At 71.7% G+C, this 16,771-nt stretch carries 16 protein-coding genes; 2 read left to right on the forward strand and 14 right to left on the reverse strand.

Features of this window, described 5'->3' with window-relative positions:
* Positions 1 to 71 precede the first annotated feature (71 nt).
* The 3 genes from IE209_RS00285 to IE209_RS00295 are packed head-to-tail and all read right to left on the reverse strand — an operon-like array spanning position 72 to position 2,991.
* Positions 72 to 734 (reverse strand): aspartate/glutamate racemase family protein, encoded by a 663-nt coding sequence (locus tag IE209_RS00285; protein WP_189685041.1) that lies wholly within the window; start codon positions 732 to 734, stop codon positions 72 to 74.
* A 4-nt stretch (positions 735 to 738) separates the two neighbouring features.
* Positions 739 to 1,620, reverse strand: a complete 882-nt coding sequence (locus tag IE209_RS00290; RefSeq protein WP_189685042.1) for an amino acid ABC transporter substrate-binding protein — start codon at positions 1,618 to 1,620, stop codon at positions 739 to 741.
* Positions 1,621 to 1,659: 39 nt separating this feature from the next.
* Positions 1,660 to 2,991 carry an aspartate aminotransferase family protein gene (locus tag IE209_RS00295; RefSeq protein ID WP_189685043.1) on the reverse strand — a complete coding sequence of 444 codons (1,332 nt, stop codon included), beginning with the start codon at positions 2,989 to 2,991 and terminating at the stop codon, positions 1,660 to 1,662.
* 130 nt (positions 2,992 to 3,121) lie between these two features.
* Here IE209_RS00295 and IE209_RS00300 point away from each other — a divergent pair, with 130 nt between their 5' ends.
* Positions 3,122 to 3,982 carry a MurR/RpiR family transcriptional regulator gene (locus tag IE209_RS00300; protein WP_189685044.1) on the forward strand — a complete coding sequence of 287 codons (861 nt, stop codon included), beginning with the start codon at positions 3,122 to 3,124 and terminating at the stop codon, positions 3,980 to 3,982.
* Between the two features lie 7 nt (positions 3,983 to 3,989).
* Here the strand turns inward: IE209_RS00300 and IE209_RS00305 are convergent, their stop codons facing one another.
* The 6 genes from IE209_RS00305 to IE209_RS00330 are packed head-to-tail and all read right to left on the reverse strand — an operon-like array spanning position 3,990 to position 8,501.
* The gene (locus tag IE209_RS00305; RefSeq protein WP_189685045.1) at positions 3,990 to 4,727 is read right to left on the reverse strand and encodes a lysophospholipid acyltransferase family protein; all 738 of its coding nucleotides are present in this window, start codon (positions 4,725 to 4,727) and stop codon (positions 3,990 to 3,992) included.
* A gap of 4 nt (positions 4,728 to 4,731) precedes the next feature.
* Positions 4,732 to 6,027 carry a dihydroorotase gene (locus tag IE209_RS00310; protein WP_189685046.1) on the reverse strand — a complete coding sequence of 432 codons (1,296 nt, stop codon included), beginning with the start codon at positions 6,025 to 6,027 and terminating at the stop codon, positions 4,732 to 4,734.
* Positions 6,024 to 6,986, reverse strand: a complete 963-nt coding sequence (locus tag IE209_RS00315) for an aspartate carbamoyltransferase catalytic subunit (protein WP_189685047.1) — start codon at positions 6,984 to 6,986, stop codon at positions 6,024 to 6,026. Before IE209_RS00315 ends, IE209_RS00310 begins: the two co-directional genes overlap by 4 nt.
* Positions 6,987 to 6,988: 2 nt before the next feature.
* Positions 6,989 to 7,486, reverse strand: a complete 498-nt coding sequence (gene pyrR / locus IE209_RS00320) for a bifunctional pyr operon transcriptional regulator/uracil phosphoribosyltransferase PyrR (RefSeq protein ID WP_189685048.1) — start codon at positions 7,484 to 7,486, stop codon at positions 6,989 to 6,991.
* Positions 7,483 to 7,905: a Holliday junction resolvase RuvX gene (gene ruvX / locus IE209_RS00325; RefSeq protein WP_189685049.1), complete on the reverse strand. Its 423-nt coding sequence runs from the start codon at positions 7,903 to 7,905 to the stop codon at positions 7,483 to 7,485. Before ruvX ends, pyrR begins: the two co-directional genes overlap by 4 nt.
* Positions 7,902 to 8,501 (reverse strand): YqgE/AlgH family protein, encoded by a 600-nt coding sequence (locus tag IE209_RS00330; RefSeq protein ID WP_189685050.1) that lies wholly within the window; start codon positions 8,499 to 8,501, stop codon positions 7,902 to 7,904. The genes ruvX and IE209_RS00330 overlap by 4 nt, the downstream gene beginning before the upstream one ends.
* Positions 8,502 to 8,542: 41 nt before the next feature.
* Here IE209_RS00330 and IE209_RS00335 point away from each other — a divergent pair, with 41 nt between their 5' ends.
* Complete coding sequence (locus tag IE209_RS00335; protein WP_189685051.1) at positions 8,543 to 10,039, forward strand: cryptochrome/photolyase family protein; 1,497 nt, start codon at positions 8,543 to 8,545, stop codon at positions 10,037 to 10,039.
* Positions 10,040 to 10,042: 3 nt separating this feature from the next.
* Here IE209_RS00335 and IE209_RS00340 read toward each other — a convergent pair whose 3' ends face one another.
* The 5 genes from IE209_RS00340 to IE209_RS00360 form a co-directional block, all read right to left on the reverse strand.
* On the reverse strand, positions 10,043 to 10,381 hold the full coding sequence (locus tag IE209_RS00340; protein ID WP_189685052.1) for a PRC-barrel domain-containing protein: 339 nt from the start codon (positions 10,379 to 10,381) through the stop codon (positions 10,043 to 10,045).
* Positions 10,382 to 10,551: 170 nt separating this feature from the next.
* Positions 10,552 to 15,447, reverse strand: a complete 4,896-nt coding sequence (locus IE209_RS00345) for a hybrid sensor histidine kinase/response regulator (protein ID WP_229882624.1) — start codon at positions 15,445 to 15,447, stop codon at positions 10,552 to 10,554.
* The gene (locus IE209_RS33695; RefSeq protein WP_373305244.1) at positions 15,444 to 15,878 is read right to left on the reverse strand and encodes a methyl-accepting chemotaxis protein; all 435 of its coding nucleotides are present in this window, start codon (positions 15,876 to 15,878) and stop codon (positions 15,444 to 15,446) included. Before IE209_RS33695 ends, IE209_RS00345 begins: the two co-directional genes overlap by 4 nt.
* A complete protein-coding gene (locus IE209_RS00355; RefSeq protein ID WP_189685055.1) occupies positions 15,871 to 16,380 on the reverse strand; it encodes a chemotaxis protein CheW in 510 nt (169 codons plus the stop codon). The genes IE209_RS33695 and IE209_RS00355 overlap by 8 nt, the downstream gene beginning before the upstream one ends.
* The gene (locus IE209_RS00360) at positions 16,377 to 16,766 is read right to left on the reverse strand and encodes a response regulator (RefSeq protein WP_189685056.1); all 390 of its coding nucleotides are present in this window, start codon (positions 16,764 to 16,766) and stop codon (positions 16,377 to 16,379) included. The genes IE209_RS00355 and IE209_RS00360 overlap by 4 nt, the downstream gene beginning before the upstream one ends.
* Positions 16,767 to 16,771 lie beyond the last annotated feature (5 nt).

A 16,771-nucleotide genomic window follows, 5' to 3' on the forward strand; every position in this document is an offset into this window, starting at 1 on the left:
TTTTGTATTCAGCGCGTGACGAATTTCTCCCTGAAAAATGCAGCCTTCGATTGCATACGAGAAACGTGAAATTATGTTTGTGCACCGTTGTGCCGGCGCAGCTGCGCGCGCAGCGCCCGCACGGCGCTGTCCACCGTCGTCAGCACCGGCAAGCCTGTAGCGGCGGCGACCACCCCCTGCGCCCGCGCCATGCTGAACTGCGCCAGCGCGATGCGCGTGCAGCCGCGCGCGGCCAGCGCTCTGGCCTGCTCGGCGACCAGCGCGTCGTGCCGGGCGCCGTCGCCCGCGTTGAGCGCCTCCAATGCGCCCTCGGCCAGCGCCAATTCCAGCGGCACGTTGGCCGGGAACTCCTCCGGCATGGAGCGCAGCGTCGCCGCGAAGCTCGCCACCAGGCCCAGCGGCCCGCTGCCGGCCGCGGCCTCTTCGACCATGGCCTCGTTGGGCTTGAGCACGGGGATGCCGGCATGGCGCCTGGCGACGGCTTCGATGCAGGGGCCGAAGGCCGAGCAGGTGAACAGGATGCCCTCGGCGCCGCAGTCGACCGCGTAATCGGCCAGGCGCTCGAAGCGCGCATGCATGGCCGCGTCCAGGCCGCGGCCGCTGGCGGCCAGGTCGGCCGACAGGCTGTCGTCCAGCAGGTTCATGCGGTGCGCCTCGCGCCAATCGCGTTCGAACGCCGCGTTGACGGGCGCGACCGAATGGGCCAGGGCGTGGATGAGGGCGATGCGGGGCATGGGCTCAGATGCCTTTGGAGGAGGGGTTGGCGAAGGCTTCGCGCGTCTCGGCGTTCAGCGGGTAGTTGATGTTCACGCCCTTGGGCGGGATCGGGGACATGAACCAGCGTTGGTAGAGCTTGTCCATTTCGCCCGATTGCATCATGCCGCCCACCACGCGGTCGACGATGGCCTTGAGCGCGGGCTCGTCCCGGCGGTACATCAGAGCCTGGTTCTCGGTGCGCAGCGACTCGCCCGTGATGAGGAAGTCCTTGGGGTTCTTGGCCGTGGCGACCAGGCCGGCCAGCAGGATGTCGTCGAGCACGAAGGCATGCGCACGGCCGCTTTCCACGAGCAGGAAGGAGTCCGCATGGTCCTTGCCGGCCATGGGCGTGATCTCCAGGTTGCGACCCTTGTCGGCCTCGCGCAGCAGGCGGAACGAGGTGGTGCCCGTGGTCGTCACCACGCTCTTGCCCTGCAGGTCGGCGATGCTGCGCAGGCCCGAATCGGCCTTGACCAGCATGCGCACGTTGTAGCGGAAGATGTCCGGCGAGAACGCCACCTGCTTTTGCCGCTCGACCAGGTTGGTGGTGGAGCCGCACTCGATGTCCACGGTGCCGTTGACCACCAGCGGAATGCGGTTTTGCGAGGTGACCATCTGGTACTTGACCTCGACCTTGGGCAGGCCCAGTTCGGCCTGGATGGCATCGACGATGCGCAGACAGATGTCGATGCTGTAGCCCACGGGCTTGCCGCTGCCATCGTTGTAGGAGAAGCCGAACGAGGATTCGCGGTGGCCCAGCGTGATGCTGGCGCTCTCCTTGATCTTCTTGAGCGTGGCCTCCTGGGCCTGCGCGGCCAGGGCCAGGAACGCCAGGGCGGCGGCGGCGATGCGGGTGGTGGACATGGGGGGGCTCCAGGTGGGTGGGGGGAGGGGGCGTGGCGTTCAGCCGGCGGCCTGGGTGGCCGCAGCAATGGCCTCGGCCAGCAGGCCGGCGATGCGTTCCAGGTCGGCACGCGTGGCGATGAAGGGCGGCGCCAGCAGCACGTGGTCGCCCTGGCGGCCGTCCACGGTGCCGCCCATGGGGTAGACCATCAGACCGCGCGCCATGGCGACCTTCTTGACCTGGGCGTGCAGCTGGCGTGCCGGGTCGAACGGCGTCTTGCCGGCGCGCTCGGCCACCAGCTCCACGCCCCAGAAGAAGCCGCGGCCGCGGATGTCGCCCACGTGCGGATGCGCGCCCAGCGCCTGCTCCAGCAGCCGGCCGAAATGCGCACCGTCGTCGCGCACCTTGGCGAGCAGGCCGTCGCGCCGGATCACCTGTTGCACGGCCAGCGCCGCGGCGCAGGCCACGGGGTGGCCCAGGTAGGTGTGGCCATGCTGGAAGAAACCGCTGCCGCGCGACATGGCTTCGACGATGCGCCGCTGGGCCAGCACCGCGCCCACCGGCTGGTAGCCGCCGCCCAGGCCCTTGGCGATGGTGAGCAGATCGGGCACGACACCTTCCTGCTCGCACGCGTACAAGGTGCCCGTGCGGCCCATGCCGCACATGACCTCGTCCAGGATCAGCAGCACGCCATGGCGGTCGCAGACCTCGCGCACGGCCTGGAAGTAGCCCGGCACGGGCGTCAGCACGCCGGCCGTGGCGCCGCCCACGGTCTCGGCCACGAAGGCGATCACGCGCTCGGGGCCCTGCGCGAGGATGGCCTCTTCGAGTTCGCGCGCCAGGCGCTGGCCATACTGCACCGGTGTCTCGTCGGCCCGCTGTTCGCGGTAGGGGTAGCAGGGCGCCACGTGCGTGGCCGGTGCCAGCAGCGGCGCGAAGGGCTCGCGGCGCCAGGCGTTGCCGCCCACGGCCAGCGCCCCCAGCGTGTTGCCGTGGTAGCTCTGGCGCCGCGCGATGAAGTGCGTGCGCTGCGGCTGGCCGACCTCCACGAAGTACTGGCGCGCCATCTTCAGCGCGGCCTCCACGGCTTCGGAGCCGCCGCTCACGAGGTAGACCTGTTCCAGGCCCGCGGGCGCGCCGCGCACCAGTTCGTCGGCCAGCGCCTCGGCCGCCTCGCTCGTGAAGAAGCTGGTGTGCGCATAGGCCAGGCGGTCGATCTGCGCATGCATGGCGGCCAGCACATCGGGGTGGCCATGGCCCAGCGCGGACACGGCGGCGCCGCCGCAGGCGTCCAGGTAGGCCCGGCCCTGGGCGTCGTGCACCCACATGCCCTGGGCCGAGATGGCGACGGGCGGGGTGTGGCGGAGATGGCGGTGGAGGACGTGCGTCATGGCGGTGGTCGAAGGGAATGGAACTAATGTTTCGAAGTAATTATTGAATGGAACAAATGTTCCGTCAACCCGACCTGTGTAGGTCGGCGCGTGGGGCCCGGTACATTTGTTCCATCACCACGGAACAGCCATGACCATCCAGGAACAGCTACGCCAGCGCTTCGCCGAACTGAGCCCGGCCCTGCAGCAGGTGGCCCGCTATCTGCTCGACCACCCGGCCGAGGTCGTCACGACCTCGATGCGCCACATCGGCCTGCAGTCGGGCAGCACGCCGGCCACGCTGGTGCGCTTTGCGCAGCATCTGGGTTTCGCGGGCTGGCCGCAGCTCAAGGCCGCCTTCGTGGCCGACATGGGCCTGGGCGGCGAGGCCTACGGCGCGCGGGCGCAGCGGCTGGTCGGCCGCGCGGGCCAGCGTGATCTGGCCGGCGAGATGTTCGCGGTGCAGCGCCGCAACCTGCAGGCCACGCAGGACCAAAGCGCCGCGCGGCTGGAGCAGGCCTGCGCGTTGCTGGAGAAGGCCGGCGCGGTGCATGCGGCGGGCTTTCGCGCCTGCTTCCCGATCGCCTTCGCCTTCGTCTACCAGTACCGGCTGTTCCGCGCCGCCGTGCACCTGGTCGATGGCCAGGGCGGCACGCTGGAGATGCAGCAGCGCGCCATGGCCCGCGGCGATGCGCTGCTGGTGGCCAGCTTCGCGCCCTACTCGCGCGAGGCGCTGCAGGTGGCGCAGGCCGGCCGGGCGGCCGGTTGCCAGATCCTCGCCTTGACCGACAGCGCAGCCTCCCCATTGGCGCTGCTGGCGCATGAGACGCTGCTGTTCACGATCGCGAGCCCCTCGTTCTTCCCCTCCGTGGCGGCGGGTCTGGCGCTGGCCGAGGCGCTGGTGGAGCTGCTGGCCAGCCGCGCGGGCAAGGCCGTGGTGCGGCGCATCGACGAGGCCGAGCGCCAGCTGTTCGACTCGGGCGCCTACCTGCCGTCGCCGCGCGGCGGTTGAGCCCGGTTCAGAAGGTCTGGCCGTGCAGCCGCTCGACCTCGTCCTGCAGCGCCTGGGCCCAGGCGCGCCGGTCGCGGCCCGCGTGCTGCTGCGGTGCGCCGTAGCGCACGTGGGCCACGAGGCCCTCGGCCGCCAGCGTGCGCCAGACCGAGCCGACCAGCGTCTCGTCGCCGACGAAGCTCGGCGCGAAGCTGGTCGCCCCCGTGCGTTCCGCGAAGCGCAGCGCCAGCGGCTGCACGGGCGCGTCGGCGCTGATCGCGGCCTGCACCAGGTTGGCGTGGAAGGGCAGCAGCGCGCGCCCATCGCCGGTCGTGCCCTCGGGGAAGATCGCCACCACATCGCCGGCCAGCAGGCGGTCGCGCATGTGGTGCACCACGCGCATGGCGTCACGGCGCGAGGCGCGTTCGATGTAGAGCGTGCCCGCGCCCGTCGCCAGGCTGCCGATCAGCGGCCAGTGCGCCACGTCGGCCTTGGAGACGAAGCGGCAGTAGCCGGCGGCGTGCATGACCACGATGTCCAGCCAGGAGATGTGGTTGGCCACCAGCAGCACGGGCCCGGCGGCCATCCCGCCGTCCACTTGCAGCCGGATGCCTGACAGCGCCAGCACGCGCGCGGCCCAGGCCTGCACGGCCTGCGCGCGCTGCTGCGGGGTCCAGCCCGGAAAGCGCGTGCGGATGGTCCACAGGCCGGCCGCTCCATGGCCGACCAGGCGCAGCAGACGCCACAGCGCGCGCGCGTGGCGCATGGGCTCAGGCCGCGTCGTGGGCCAGGTGGCCGCCGACCAGCGTGAAGCGCACGCGGCCCGGCAGCTCGTAGCCCGTAAAGGCCGTGTGCTTGCCCTGGCTCTGCAGCGCCTCGTCGGTCACCACCCAGCGCGCGGCCGGGTCGAACACGCAGACATCCGCCACACCGCCTTCGACCAGCTGGCCCAGGCTGGCCTGCAGCGTGCCGAGCGCGCTGCCCAGCAGCGCGGCCGGCTGGCTCGTAACGGTGGCCAGCGCCTGCGGCAGCGGCACGCCCTCGTCCTCGGCCCACTTCAGGGCCAGGCTCAGCAGCAGCTCCACGCCCGTGGCGCCGGGTTCGGCCTCGGCGAAGGGCAGGGTCTTGGCGTCGGCGTCCACCGGCGTGTGGTCGGAAACCAGGGCCTGCACCGTGCCATCGGCCAGTGCGGCGCGCAGCGCGTCGCGGTCGCGCTGCTGGCGCAACGGCGGGTTCACGCGCGCGCGGCTGTCGAAGTAGCCGATGTCCTGGTCGGTCAGGTGCAGCGAGTTGATGCTCACGTCGCAGCTGACGGGCAGACCCGCGGCCCGCGCCTGGCGCACCAGCTCGACGCCGGCGGCGCTGGACAGGCGCGACAGGTGCACGCGCGCGCCCGTGACCTTCATGAGCTCGAAGATGGTGTGCAGCGCGATGGTCTCGGCGATCACGGGAACGCCCGCCAGGCCCATGCGCGTGGCCAGCGGGCCGCTGGCGGCCACGCCCTTGCCCAGGTCGCGGTCCTGCGGCCGCAGGAACACGGTGAAGCCGAAGGTCGCCGCGTACTGCAGCGCGCGCTGCAGCACCTGGGTGTTGGCCAGCGGCACCTCGGCCTGGCCGAAGCCGATGCAGCCGGCCTCGGTCAGCTCGACCATCTCGGTCAGCACCTCGCCGGCCAGGCCGCGCGTGAGCGCGCCCTGCGGGAACACGCGCGCCTGGTGCAGCTTCTCGGCGCGGAACTTGAGCATCTCCACGAGGCCGGGCTCGTCGAGCACAGGGTCGGTGTCCGGCGGGCAGACCAGGCTGGTCACGCCGCCGGCCACGGCCGCGGCCATCTCGCTCTCCAGCATGCCCTCGTGCTCGTGGCCGGGCTCGCGCAGGCGCATGGACAGGTCCACCAGGCCGGGCATGACCACCAGGCCGCTGGCATCCAGCGTGCGGTCGGGTTTGAATTCGGGCGACACGCTGCCGATGGACACGATGCGGCCCGAGGCGATGGCGATGTCGGCCGTGGCGTCACGGCCCGAGGCCGGGTCGATCACGCGGCCGTTCTGGATCAGCGTCTTCATGCTTCATTTCCCGCAACGATGCCCATCACCGCCATGCGCACGGCGATGCCGAAGGTGACCTGGGGCAGGATCACGGCCTGCTTGCCGTCGACCACGGCCGAATCGATCTCCACGCCGCGGTTGATCGGCCCCGGGTGCATGACGATGGCATCGGGCTTGGCCAGCGCGAGCTTCTCGGGCGTGAGGCCGAAGCTCTTGAAGTACTCCTGGCTGGAAGGCAGCAGTGCGCCACTCATGCGCTCGTTCTGCAGCCGCAGCATGATCACCACGTCGCAGTCCTTGATGCCCTCTTCGAGCGTGTGGCACACGCGCACGCCCATCTGCGCCATGTCGCCGGGCACCAGGGTCTTGGGGCCGACCACGCGCACCTCGGCGCAGCCTAGCGTGGTCAGGCCGTGGATGTCCGAGCGCGCCACGCGCGAGTGCAGCACGTCGCCGACGATGGCCACCGTGAGGTTGCTGAAGTCCTTCTTGTAGTGGCGGATGGTGTACATGTCGAGCAGCCCCTGCGTGGGGTGCGCGTGCCGGCCGTCGCCGGCGTTGATGACATGCACGTGCGGCGCCACATGCTGGGCGATCAGGTACGGTGCGCCCGATTCGCTGTGCCGCACCACGAACAGGTCGGCCGCCATGGCCGACAGGTTGGCGATGGTGTCCAGCAGCGATTCGCCCTTGGCGGCCGAGGAGCGCGCGATGTCCAGGTTGATCACGTCGGCCGACAGCCGCGTCGCCGCGATCTCGAAGGTGGTGCGCGTGCGCGTGCTGTTCTCGAAGAACAGGTTGAACACGCTCTTGCCGCGCAACAGCGGCACCTTCTTGACCTCGCGGTCGCCCACGCTGACGAAGTTGGCGGCGGTGTCCAGGATCTGCGTGAGGATGTCCCGGGGCAGGCCTTCGATGGAGAGCAGGTGGATCAGCTCGCCGTTCTTGTTGAGTTGCGGATTGCGTCGGGCGAGCATGGTCAGCCTTTGATCTCGAAGCTGAAACGGCCGTCTGCGGCGCGCGCGAGCGCCAGCGACTGGCCGGCCGGCAGCGCCACGCGCGCGGCGGCGAAGTCGGCCTGGATCGGCAGTTCGCGCGCGCCGCGGTCCACCAGCACGGCCAGCCGCACGCTGGCCGGGCGGCCGTAGTCGAACAGCTCGTTGAGGGCGGCGCGGATGGTGCGGCCCGTGTAGAGCACGTCGTCCAGCAGCACGATGTGGGCGCCCTTCACGTCGAAGGCCAGGGCCGTGGCGCTGGCGCCGGCCACCATGCCGCGCTGGCCATAGTCGTCGCGGTGCATGGCCGAGGAGATCACGCCGGGCTTGCCGGCGCGCTGCAGGTCGGCCTGCAGGCGCTCGGCCAGCCAGGCGCCGCCGGAGGCGATGCCCACCAGTTGGGTGTCTTGCGTGCACAGCGGCCGCACGCCGCGCAGCAGCTCGGCGTACAAGGCCTCGGCGTCGAGGGTCAGGGTACTCATGGCAGGTTTCTCAGAAATTGCTCGAGGATGATGCAGGCCGCGGCCGCATCGGCGTCGCGCGCGCCCAGGCTCAGGGCTTCGGTGGTGGTGTAGCGCTCGTCCACCTCGTAGACGGGCAGCTTGCAGCGCCCGCGCAGCTGGCGCGCGAAGCGCTGGGCGCGCGCGGTGTTCTCGTGGGCCGCGCCGTCCGGGTGGAAGGGCACGCCGACGACCAGCGCGTCGGGCCGCCATTCGCGCACGCGCGCCTCGATCTGGGCGAAGCGCGCATCGCCCTCGGCGCGGATCGTGCCCTGCGGCGTGGCCGTGCGCGTGAAACGGTTGCCCACGGCGACGCCGGTGCGCTTGGCGCCGTAGTCGAAAGCCAGAAAGGATTGGAAGTGGGCCGGGACGGCGTCGGGCGCGGCGGGGGCTGCGCTCACGCGTGCCCCGCATCCGGCGACAGCATCCAGGCCTGCAGCCCCAGCAACTGCAGGGCGCGGTCGTAGCGCTGCTCGATCGGCGTGTCGAAGATCACGCTGGCGTCGGCTTCCACCGTGAGCCAGCTGTTCTCGGCCAGTTCGGATTCGAGCTGGCCCTCGCCCCAGGCGGAGTAGCCCAGCGAGACCAGCACCTTCTTGGGGCCGGCGCCGGTAGACAGGGCTTCCAGCACATCCTTGGAGGTGGTCATCTCCAGGCCGCCCGGGATGGTCATGGTCGAGGCGTAGATGCTTTCGCTGTCGTGCGGCGGGGCCGCCATGACGGGTTCGTGCAGCACGAAGCCGCGTTCGGTCTGCACCGGGCCGCCCTGGAACACCGGGCTGTCGGACAGGTCGTCGCGCCGCAGCGGCAGGTCGACCTTGTCGAACAGCTTCTTGAGGTTGATGTCGCTGGGTTTGTTGATCACCAGGCCCAGCGCGCCGCGGGCGCTGTGCTCGCACAGGTAAACGACACTGCGCGCGAAGTTTTCGTCTTCCAAACCCGGCATCGCGATCAGGAAATGATGCGTGAGGTTCATCGGCGCAGAATCTGAACTCATAAGCCGCGATTTTAGCGAGGCCCCCGCTCCGGATTTGTTGCATGGACAAGAAGTACGCCACTGGATTGATGTGGTTTCGGCGCGACTTGCGCGCTTTTGACAACGCGGCGCTCTACCACGCGCTGCGCGCCTGCCGCCAGCTGCACTGCGTGTTCATCCTGGACACCGACATCCTGGACGCGCTGCCGCGGGCCGACCGTCGCGTGGAGTTCATCCTGGCGGCACTGGACGAACTCGACGCCGCGCTGCGCCGGCTGGCGCCGGATGCCGGGCTGATCTGGCGCCTGGGCTCGGCACGCGAGCAGATTCCGGAACTCGTCCATGCGCTGCATGCCCAGGCCGTCTTCGCCAACCACGACGACGAGCCCGCCGCCATGGCGCGTGACGCCCAGGTGCGCGGCACGCTGGCCGGCATGGGCGCGGCGCTCTTGACCAGCAAGGACCAGGTGATCTTCGAGCGCGGCGAGGTGCTGACCCAGGCCGGCACGCCCTACACGGTGTTCACGCCCTACAAGACGGCCTGGCTCAAGAAGGTGGATGCGTTCTATCTGTCGTCCTACCCCGTGGCGCGCCATGCCGAGGCGCTGGCGCCGCGACCCGAAGGCGAGCGCCGGCCCGTCCCCGGCCTGGCGCAGATCGGCTTCGCACCCAGCAACCTCGCGGAGCTCAAGATCCCGCTGGGCGCCAGCGGCGGCCAGCAGCTGTTCGAGGAGTTCTTCGACCGCATGGACCAGTACCACCTCGCGCGCGATTACCCGGCCGTCAAGGGGCCGAGCTACCTGGGCGTGCACCTGCGCTTCGGCACGGTGTCGATCCGCCAGCTGGCGTCGAGCGCCCAGCAGCTCGCGGCGCAGGGCATGCAGGGGCCGGCCGTGTGGCTGTCCGAGCTGATCTGGCGCGACTTCTACATGCAGATCCTGGCGCACTTCCCGCACGCGGCGGAATCGGCCTTCAAACCCGAGTACGACGCGATCAAATGGGAGCGCGGCAAGCATGCCGAGGCGCTGTTTTCGGCCTGGTGCGAGGGCCGCACGGGCTACCCACTGGTCGATGCGGCCATGGCCCAGATCAACCAGACCGGCTACATGCACAACCGGCTGCGCATGGTGACGGCCAGCTTCCTGACCAAGCACCTCGGCCTGGACTGGCGCTGGGGCGAGGCCTATTTCGCCGAGAAGCTCAACGACTTCGACCAGTCGGCCAACAACGGCGGCTGGCAGTGGGCGGCGTCCACGGGCTGCGACGCGCAGCCCTACTTCCGCATCTTCAACCCGGTCGCGCAGAGCGAGCGTTTCGATGCCGAAGGCAAGTTCATCCGGCGCTACCTGCCGCAGTTGGCCGACCTGCCGACACCGCTGTTGCACGCGCCCTGGAAGGCCAGCGCGATCGAGCTGGCCGCGGCCGGCGTGGAACTGGGGCGCGACTACCCGCGCCCCGTGGTCGACCACGCCGAGGCGCGCGAACGCACGCTGGCGCGCTATGCCGTGGTCAAGAAGCCGCTGGCCGGCAGGAAGCCGGCGGCCAAGCGGCGGCGCTGAAGATCACCAGGTGACGCCGTAGTGCTCGTACACGCGGCGGCCGTAGTCGTCGGTGTAGTCGGGCCGCTCCTCGCGCGCATAGCGCGGCGCGTTGTCCAGCGTGTTGGCGTCCAGCGGCACGACATAGCCGTCCAGCGCCGTGTCGTACTTCAGCATGGGCCAGGGAATCGGGTAGCGGTCGGTGCCGATGCCGAGGAAGCCGCCGAATTCCAGCGCGGCATAGCGCACCAGGCCCGAGCGCTTGTCGATGACGAGGTTGTCGATGCTGCCGAGCTTGCCGCCCTTGGCGTCGTAGACGGTCGTGCCCTCGACCTTGTCGGAGGTGATGGTGGGACTGGACATGGTTTCTCCTTCTGGGTTGCCGGGACCGGTGGCCCCATGCCCTGGTTTTTCCCATGCGCGAGCTGCTGTGCGTGTCGGTGCGGGCGCACGCCCTTCGTAGGTGTGGGCGCGTGCTTGGACCCGCGCCGGGAGACGGCAAGCCCTGCCGCCACGGCGTGACGGCGAACTCGTCAGCCCTGGGTTGTTGCGGCGTAGCGCCGCACCAGGTTCAGCAGTTCCTCTTCGGCATAGGGCTTGCCCAGGTAGTGGTCCACGCCGAGCGCGCGCGCGTGGTCGCGGTGCTTGTCGGCCGTGCGCGAGCTGATCACCGCGATGGGCAGGCCGGCCAGCCGCTCGTCGGCGCGGATGGACTGGACCAGCGCATAGCCGTCCATCCGCGGCATCTCGATGTCGGTCACCAGCAGGACCGGCCGTTCGGCCTGCAGTTGCGCGAGTGCCTGCAACCCGTCGGCGGCCAGCGCCACGCGCCAGCCGTCGCGCTGCAGCAGGCGCTGCGTCACATGGCGCACGGTCACGGAATCGTCCACCACCAGCACCAGCGGGGCCGGCGCGACCGTCGTGTCTGGTGCCGGGCTGCCGTCGCCGTTGCGCAGTGCCTGCTCCTGTTGGGCCTGGCGCGCCATCGCGCCGTAGACCGCGGCCAGCGCCACCGGGTTGTAGAGCAGCAGCACGGCGCCCGAGGCCAGCACCGACATGCCGGCCAGACCGGGCAGGCGCGCGAGCTGCGGCCCGAGGTTCTTGACCACCACCTCCTGGTGGCCCAGCACCTCGTCCACATGCAGGGCCAGCCGCTGCTGGGCGCTGTGCAGGAGCAGCACGCTGGCATGGCGCTCGCGCGCAGGCGGTTGGGCGATCGCGCATTGCAGCAGCGCGCCGGCCCAGTAGAAGGCCAGCGGCTCGCCGTCGTCGTCGACGAGTTGCTCGCGGGCATAGCACTGGGCGAGTTCGGCCGGCGCGAGCCGGCGCACCGCCTCGACCAGGTGCGTCGGAATGCCGAAGGTCTGCTGGCCCACGCGCACCAGCACCACCTGGGTGGCGGCCGTGGTCAGCGGCAGCACGAGCCTGAACTGCGTGCCCTGGCCGGGCGTGCTGGACGTCTCGATGCGGCCGCCCAGTGCGTGCACCTCGGTGCGGACCACGTCCATGCCGATGCCGCGGCCGGCCATGGGCGTGACGGCGGCGGCCGTGGTGAAGCCGGGCAGGAACACCAGCGCGGCGGCCTCGTCGGACGTGAGCGGCGCATCGGCCGTGAGCAGGCCCAGCGCGGCCGCCTTGGCCTGGATGCGGGCCAGGTCCAGGCCGCGGCCGTCGTCGGCGATCGTGAAGGCGATGTCGTTGGCGGTGTGCGCCACGCTGACCGCGATGGTGCCGGCGGCCGGCTTGCCGGCGGCGCTGCGTTGCTCGGCGTCCTCGATGCCGTGCGTGACGGCGTTGCGCAGCAGGTGCTCGAACACCGGCGCCAGGCGGTCGAGCACGCCGCGGTCGAGTTCGACGCTGCCGCCGGCCAGATCCAGCCGCACCTGGCGGCCGGCTTCCTTGGCGCTCTGGCGCACCGTGCCGTACAGCCGTTCGGCAATGGCCTCGAACGGCAGCATGCGCGTGCGCAGCAGTTCGCGCTGCAGCGCGCGGGCCTGCCGGCCCTGGGCCGCGAGATCGTCCTGCGTGCCCTGCAGGCCGCGCTGCAGCTGGCGCTGCGCGGCGCTGAGCTCGGCCACCGATTCGGCCATGCCGCGCGCCAGCTCCTGCGTGCGCGTGAAGCGGTCGAACTCCAGCGGGTCGAAGGCTTCGGCACCGTCGCCGGCCTGCGCCAGCCTGGCCTGGATCTGCGATTCGGTCTGCGCCTGCAGTTCGCGCAACTGCTGGCGCAGCAGGTCGAGCCGGCTGCCCTGCGCCGCGAGTGCGGCATCGAGCGCGCCGAGCCGCGCCTCCATGCGGGCGCGCGTGACCAGCACCTCGCCGGCGCCGCTGACGAGCTGGTCCAGCAGCTGCGCGCGCACGCGCACCGACTGGCCGGCCGCGGGGCCCGGCGTGGGCGCCACGACTGCGCCCGCGGGCGACGCGGCCAGGCCCCGGGCCTGCGCGCGCAGCTGGTCGAAAGCCTGCTGCAGCCGGTCGGCATGGGCCAGCAGCGGTTCGATCTGCGCCGGCAGGGCAGCATCGGGCAGTCGCTCGGCCGCGCTTTCGAGCCGGTGCGCGAGCGCGCCCAGCTGCAGCGCGCCGGCCAGCCGTGCGCTGCCCTTGAGCGTGTGCAGCGCGCGCAGCGCGGCCTGGCGCGCGGGCGCGTCGCCGGGCGCGCCCTGCCAATGGCGCAGCGCTGCCGACAGCTGCGGCAACAGCTCGGCGGCCTCGTCCTCGAACACCGGGAACAGCTCGGCGTCGATGGCGTCCTGGCTGTCGATTTCTTCGTCGAACGCGGTGGCGTCCGGCGCGGGCTGCAGCAAGGCTTGGAGCGCGAGCAGCACCCCGTCGCGCGCGGGCTTGAGGAAGCCGGCCGCGAACTGGTGCAGCAGACGGCGGATCTCCTCGGCCGCGTCCAGCACGGGCGCGGTGGTGCCGGGCGGATCGCCCGCCAGCACCTGGGCCAGCAGATCGGCCAACCGGGCCAGCGCCTCGAAGCCCACGCCGGCCGCGCTGTCGGCCAGCGCGCGGGCCAGCGCGGCGCTGCTGGCCGCGGGCGCCAGCGGCTGCTGCAGCGCCCACTCCCCGAGTTCGGTCTGCAGCTGGCGCGACCACTCGTCGGCGTCGTTGAGAAAGGCGTTGTAGAGCGGCAGCGCGATGCGCAGCGGGCCGATCTGGCGGAAGTGGTCCTCGTCGCTGCCGTCCGCGGGGTCGGTGGCAGGCGCTGCGGCGGGTTCCGAGAGGGCGGGCGGCGCCTCGGCGGTCGCTGGCTGGCGCAGGGCGGTGGCGGCCTCCTGCAGGGCAGCGAGCCGGTGCCCACCGTCGCGCCCGGCCGCGATGTCGGCGATCCAGCCGTCCAGCGCCTGCAAGGCCTGCTGTGTGGACTGCAGCAGCGCGGCATCGGCCGGGCCCGGCGCGTCGAGCCGGGCGTTCAGCGCGTGCTCGAAGGACCAGGCGGCGGCACCGAAGCCGTCCTGCTGCACCATGCGGGCGCTGCCCTTGAGCGTGTGGAAGGCGCGGCGCAGCTGCTCCAGCGGCGCGCGTTCGCCGGGCGCGGCCTGCAGTGCCAGTGCGGCGGCCTGGCCGTTGCGTACGACGGCCTGCGCCTCCTCGGTGAAGATCTGCAGCAGGTCGGCCTGGGCGTCCGCGTCGGACGCGGGCTCCTGCAGCGGCTCGGCAGCGTCCACGGCCGGTCCCCCGCGCAAACGGAACAGGCCCTGCGCCTCGTCGTAGAAGAACAGCTGCTGTGCCAGGTGGCGCTGGTAGCCCAGCATGCCGACCAGGAAGCCCAGCGCACCCAGGCTGCTGCCCAGCCGCTGGAAGCTGGTGTTGCGCGCGGCGGCGTCGTCCACCTGGTCGGCCATGTAGCCGTCCACGGTCTCGCGCATGCGCAGCACGGCATGGGCGGCCTGTTCCAGATCCAGCACGGAGAGCACGCCGCGCATCTGCGTGAGCTGGGCGACGACCTTGCCGAGCACGCCCTTCTCGCGCGGCGCGCGGAAGAACTGGTCCAGCGCCTGCTCGATCTCGGCCAGCGTGCGGCCCAGTTCCGCCACCACGCTGCCCATGGTCTGGCGTTCGCTGACGCCGTGGTAGAGCGCCTCCATCCAGTCTTCCATGGGCGCGGGCGCCTGGCCTTGCTGCACCAGGGTCAGCCGCTCGGCCAGCTGCGCTGTGCGTGCGCGCAGGTCGGCGCCGCTGCGGTCCAGGTCGGCGTAGGCGGTGTCCAGGTACAAGAGGGCCGTGGCCACCTCGAGTGCGAGTGCGGGCGTGGGCGGCACGGGCGGCGTGCCGCCCACGCGCCAGGCGGCCTCGACCGCCTGCAGCAGGGCCTGTGCGAGCGGGGCGCTGTCGTCGTGCAGCCGGGCCAGGGCGTCGGCCAGCGGCACCAGCTGCTCGTGCGCGGCTCTGAGCTGGTGGGCGTCGCCGCCGGCCACGGCGGCCCAGGTCTCGCTGGCGGTGGCGATGCGCTTGCGTGCCTGCGCGAGCAGGGCCGGAGGGAAGCGGCCGAAGCGGCGCTGCGCATAGTCGGCCGTGCCGCTGGCGTCCAGCGCGTGGGCGGCGCGCACGGCCGCCAGCGTGCCGGCCTGGGTGCCCTCTGCGGGCGGCACGGCGCCGGCGCAGTAGAACAGCAGCTCCTGCACCAGCGCGGCGGAAGGCTCGCCCTCGCCGCGCGCCAGTGCCGCATACTGCGCCAGCACGCCCGAGGCGATGCGCTTGGTGTACAGGTCGGCCGGCACCCGGCCCAGCGCCAGGGCCTGGAAGTAGGCGGCCGCCAGCTGCCAGAAGCTGCGCTGTGCCGGTGCCTGGCTGCCGGCGGCCAGGCCCAGGGCCAGGTCGTGCAGCGTTTGCGCGGCGGCCGGGTCGGCTGTCTTCACGACCTTGAGCACGGCCTGGTCGAAGCGGCTGCGCAGGGCAGGGCCGGGCTCCAGGGCCTCGGTACCTGCCGGCAGCGCCATGGCCTGCGCCAGGGGCGGCGCCGTCCAGAGTTCGACCGGGCGGCTGCGCTCGGCGCCGGCCAGCGCCTGCACCTCGCGGTACTGCGGGAACAGTTCCACCGGCACGACGGGCTTGCCCGACAGCAGGGCCTGCAGGTATTCGGTAACGGCCAGGCCGGCCTGCTCGAGCTGCGCGACGGCGTCGTCGCTGCAAGGCGTGCGCTGCTCGGCGAAGCGCTGCACGGCCGTCTCCATGGCATCGGCCAGCGCCGCACAGGCCGGCTGTTCGATCAGGTGCAGCGCGCCCGCGCACTGGTGCAGCAGTTGCCCGGCCTGGAGCAGGTGCTGCAGGCCGGGCACATGGAAGTCGGCGGCCGCGGCATCGGCCTCGCGCCGGTAGCGTTGCAGGCACTTGGCGGCGGCCTCCAGCGTGCGGCGGAGTTCATCCAGCACCCAGGCCACCGGGCCGAGGTCGTGGGGCGGAAGCGGCGGGGCGGTGGTCTCGGTCACGTGGGTTCGGTCGGACTGGGCACAGGGGAGGGCGTGGCCACGCGGTCGAGTGCCCATGCACCGGCCAGCAGGCCCTGCGTGGCGCGTTCCATGGCGGCCGCGGCATCGTGCGCGTCGGACTGCAGGGCCTGCACGAGGTCGGCGACCAGCCGGGCGGCCTCGGCCGAGCGTGCCGCCAGACGCTGCGCCTCGCAGGCCACGGTCGCCCGGCCGGGGCCGGACGCGTTGGCCGGTGCGGCCTGGATGGCCGCGTTCAGCGCGAGCACCTGGGCTTGCTCGGCCAGATCGGCGGCCAGGGCCGCGATCTCGCCCATCTGCTGCGACGACTCGCCCAGGCGCTTGATGCGTTTGGCCGCGTCCTGGATCTGCACGCGCACGCTGTCCATGGCGCCGATGGCGCCAGGCAGGCCGGCGGCAGCGCGCTCAGGCATCGATGGCCAGGAAGGCGGGCGCCTGTGCGAGCGCCTGCAGGTCCAGCGCATGCCAGGACAGGCCCTGGGCATCGGTGTGCACGGGGCCGCGCCAGGCCTGTGCATGCGCGGTCTCGGCCGCCGCGGGCACGAAAGCCTCGGCCGCGCGCAGGCCCAGCAGACGGTCGATGCGCAGCGCGCAGTTCAGGCCGATGGCGGGGTGCAAGCCCAGCAGCTTGGGGTCGGCCGTTGCGGTGTCTTCGCCCTGGGGTGCATCGCGCTGCAGGAAGCGCCCCAGGTCGACCACACCGCAGAGCGTGCCGCGCAGGTTGGCCACGCCCAGGAACCAGCTGCGCGTGTAGGGCACGGGCTGCACGGTTGTCCATGGAAAGATCTCGCCGGCCTGGGCCAGCGGCACCAGGCAGCGCAGGCCGCCGGCCTGCACGGCCAGCCAATGCGGGGGCGGCAGTGGGGTGGAGTCGTCGTGCGCAGCCATGGCGCTGCCGGTGGCGGGCGGGGTCACGCGTCGGCGCGCCCGTACTGCTGCACGGCCTGCAGCAACTGGTCCTTGGTGAAGGGCTTGGTCAGGTGGTCGAGCGAGCCGACCATGCGACCGCGCGCCTTGTCGAACACGCTGTCCTTGGACGACAGCATGACCACCGGGATGCCGGCAAAGCGCGCGTTGCGCTTGATGATGGCGCAGGTCTGGTAGCCATCGAGCTTGGGCATCAGGATGTCGCAGAAGATCAGCTGCGGCGCATGGTCGTTGACCTTGGCCAGCGCATCGAAGCCGTCCTCGGCCAGCAGCACCTCGTGGCCGCCCTGCTGCAGGAAGATCTCGGCGCTGCGGCGGATGGTGGCGCTGTCGTCGACCACCATCACGCGCAGGCGGGGGGTGGTGACCGTCATGCTGC

This window comes from Pseudorhodoferax aquiterrae (assembly GCF_014652235.1).
Classification (GTDB): Bacteria; Pseudomonadota; Gammaproteobacteria; order Burkholderiales; family Burkholderiaceae_C; genus Pseudorhodoferax; species Pseudorhodoferax aquiterrae.

Coding starts and splice junctions, on each gene's coding strand:
- IE209_RS00285 (WP_189685041.1), bottom strand. CDS start 734: ATGCCCCGCATCGCCCTCATCCACGCCCTGGCCCATTCGGTCGCGCCC.
- IE209_RS33695 (WP_373305244.1), bottom strand. CDS start 15,878: ATGCCTGAGCGCGCTGCCGCCGGCCTGCCTGGCGCCATCGGCGCCATG.
- IE209_RS00335 (WP_189685051.1), top strand. CDS start 8,543: ATGGACAAGAAGTACGCCACTGGATTGATGTGGTTTCGGCGCGACTTG.
- IE209_RS00310 (WP_189685046.1), bottom strand. CDS start 6,027: ATGAAGACGCTGATCCAGAACGGCCGCGTGATCGACCCGGCCTCGGGC.
- IE209_RS00330 (WP_189685050.1), bottom strand. CDS start 8,501: ATGAGTTCAGATTCTGCGCCGATGAACCTCACGCATCATTTCCTGATC.
- pyrR (WP_189685048.1), bottom strand. CDS start 7,486: ATGAGTACCCTGACCCTCGACGCCGAGGCCTTGTACGCCGAGCTGCTG.
- IE209_RS00300 (WP_189685044.1), top strand. CDS start 3,122: ATGACCATCCAGGAACAGCTACGCCAGCGCTTCGCCGAACTGAGCCCG.
- IE209_RS00360 (WP_189685056.1), bottom strand. CDS start 16,766: ATGACGGTCACCACCCCCCGCCTGCGCGTGATGGTGGTCGACGACAGC.
- IE209_RS00290 (WP_189685042.1), bottom strand. CDS start 1,620: ATGTCCACCACCCGCATCGCCGCCGCCGCCCTGGCGTTCCTGGCCCTG.
- IE209_RS00295 (WP_189685043.1), bottom strand. CDS start 2,991: ATGACGCACGTCCTCCACCGCCATCTCCGCCACACCCCGCCCGTCGCC.
- IE209_RS00340 (WP_189685052.1), bottom strand. CDS start 10,381: ATGTCCAGTCCCACCATCACCTCCGACAAGGTCGAGGGCACGACCGTC.
- IE209_RS00305 (WP_189685045.1), bottom strand. CDS start 4,727: ATGCGCCACGCGCGCGCGCTGTGGCGTCTGCTGCGCCTGGTCGGCCAT.
- IE209_RS00315 (WP_189685047.1), bottom strand. CDS start 6,986: ATGCTCGCCCGACGCAATCCGCAACTCAACAAGAACGGCGAGCTGATC.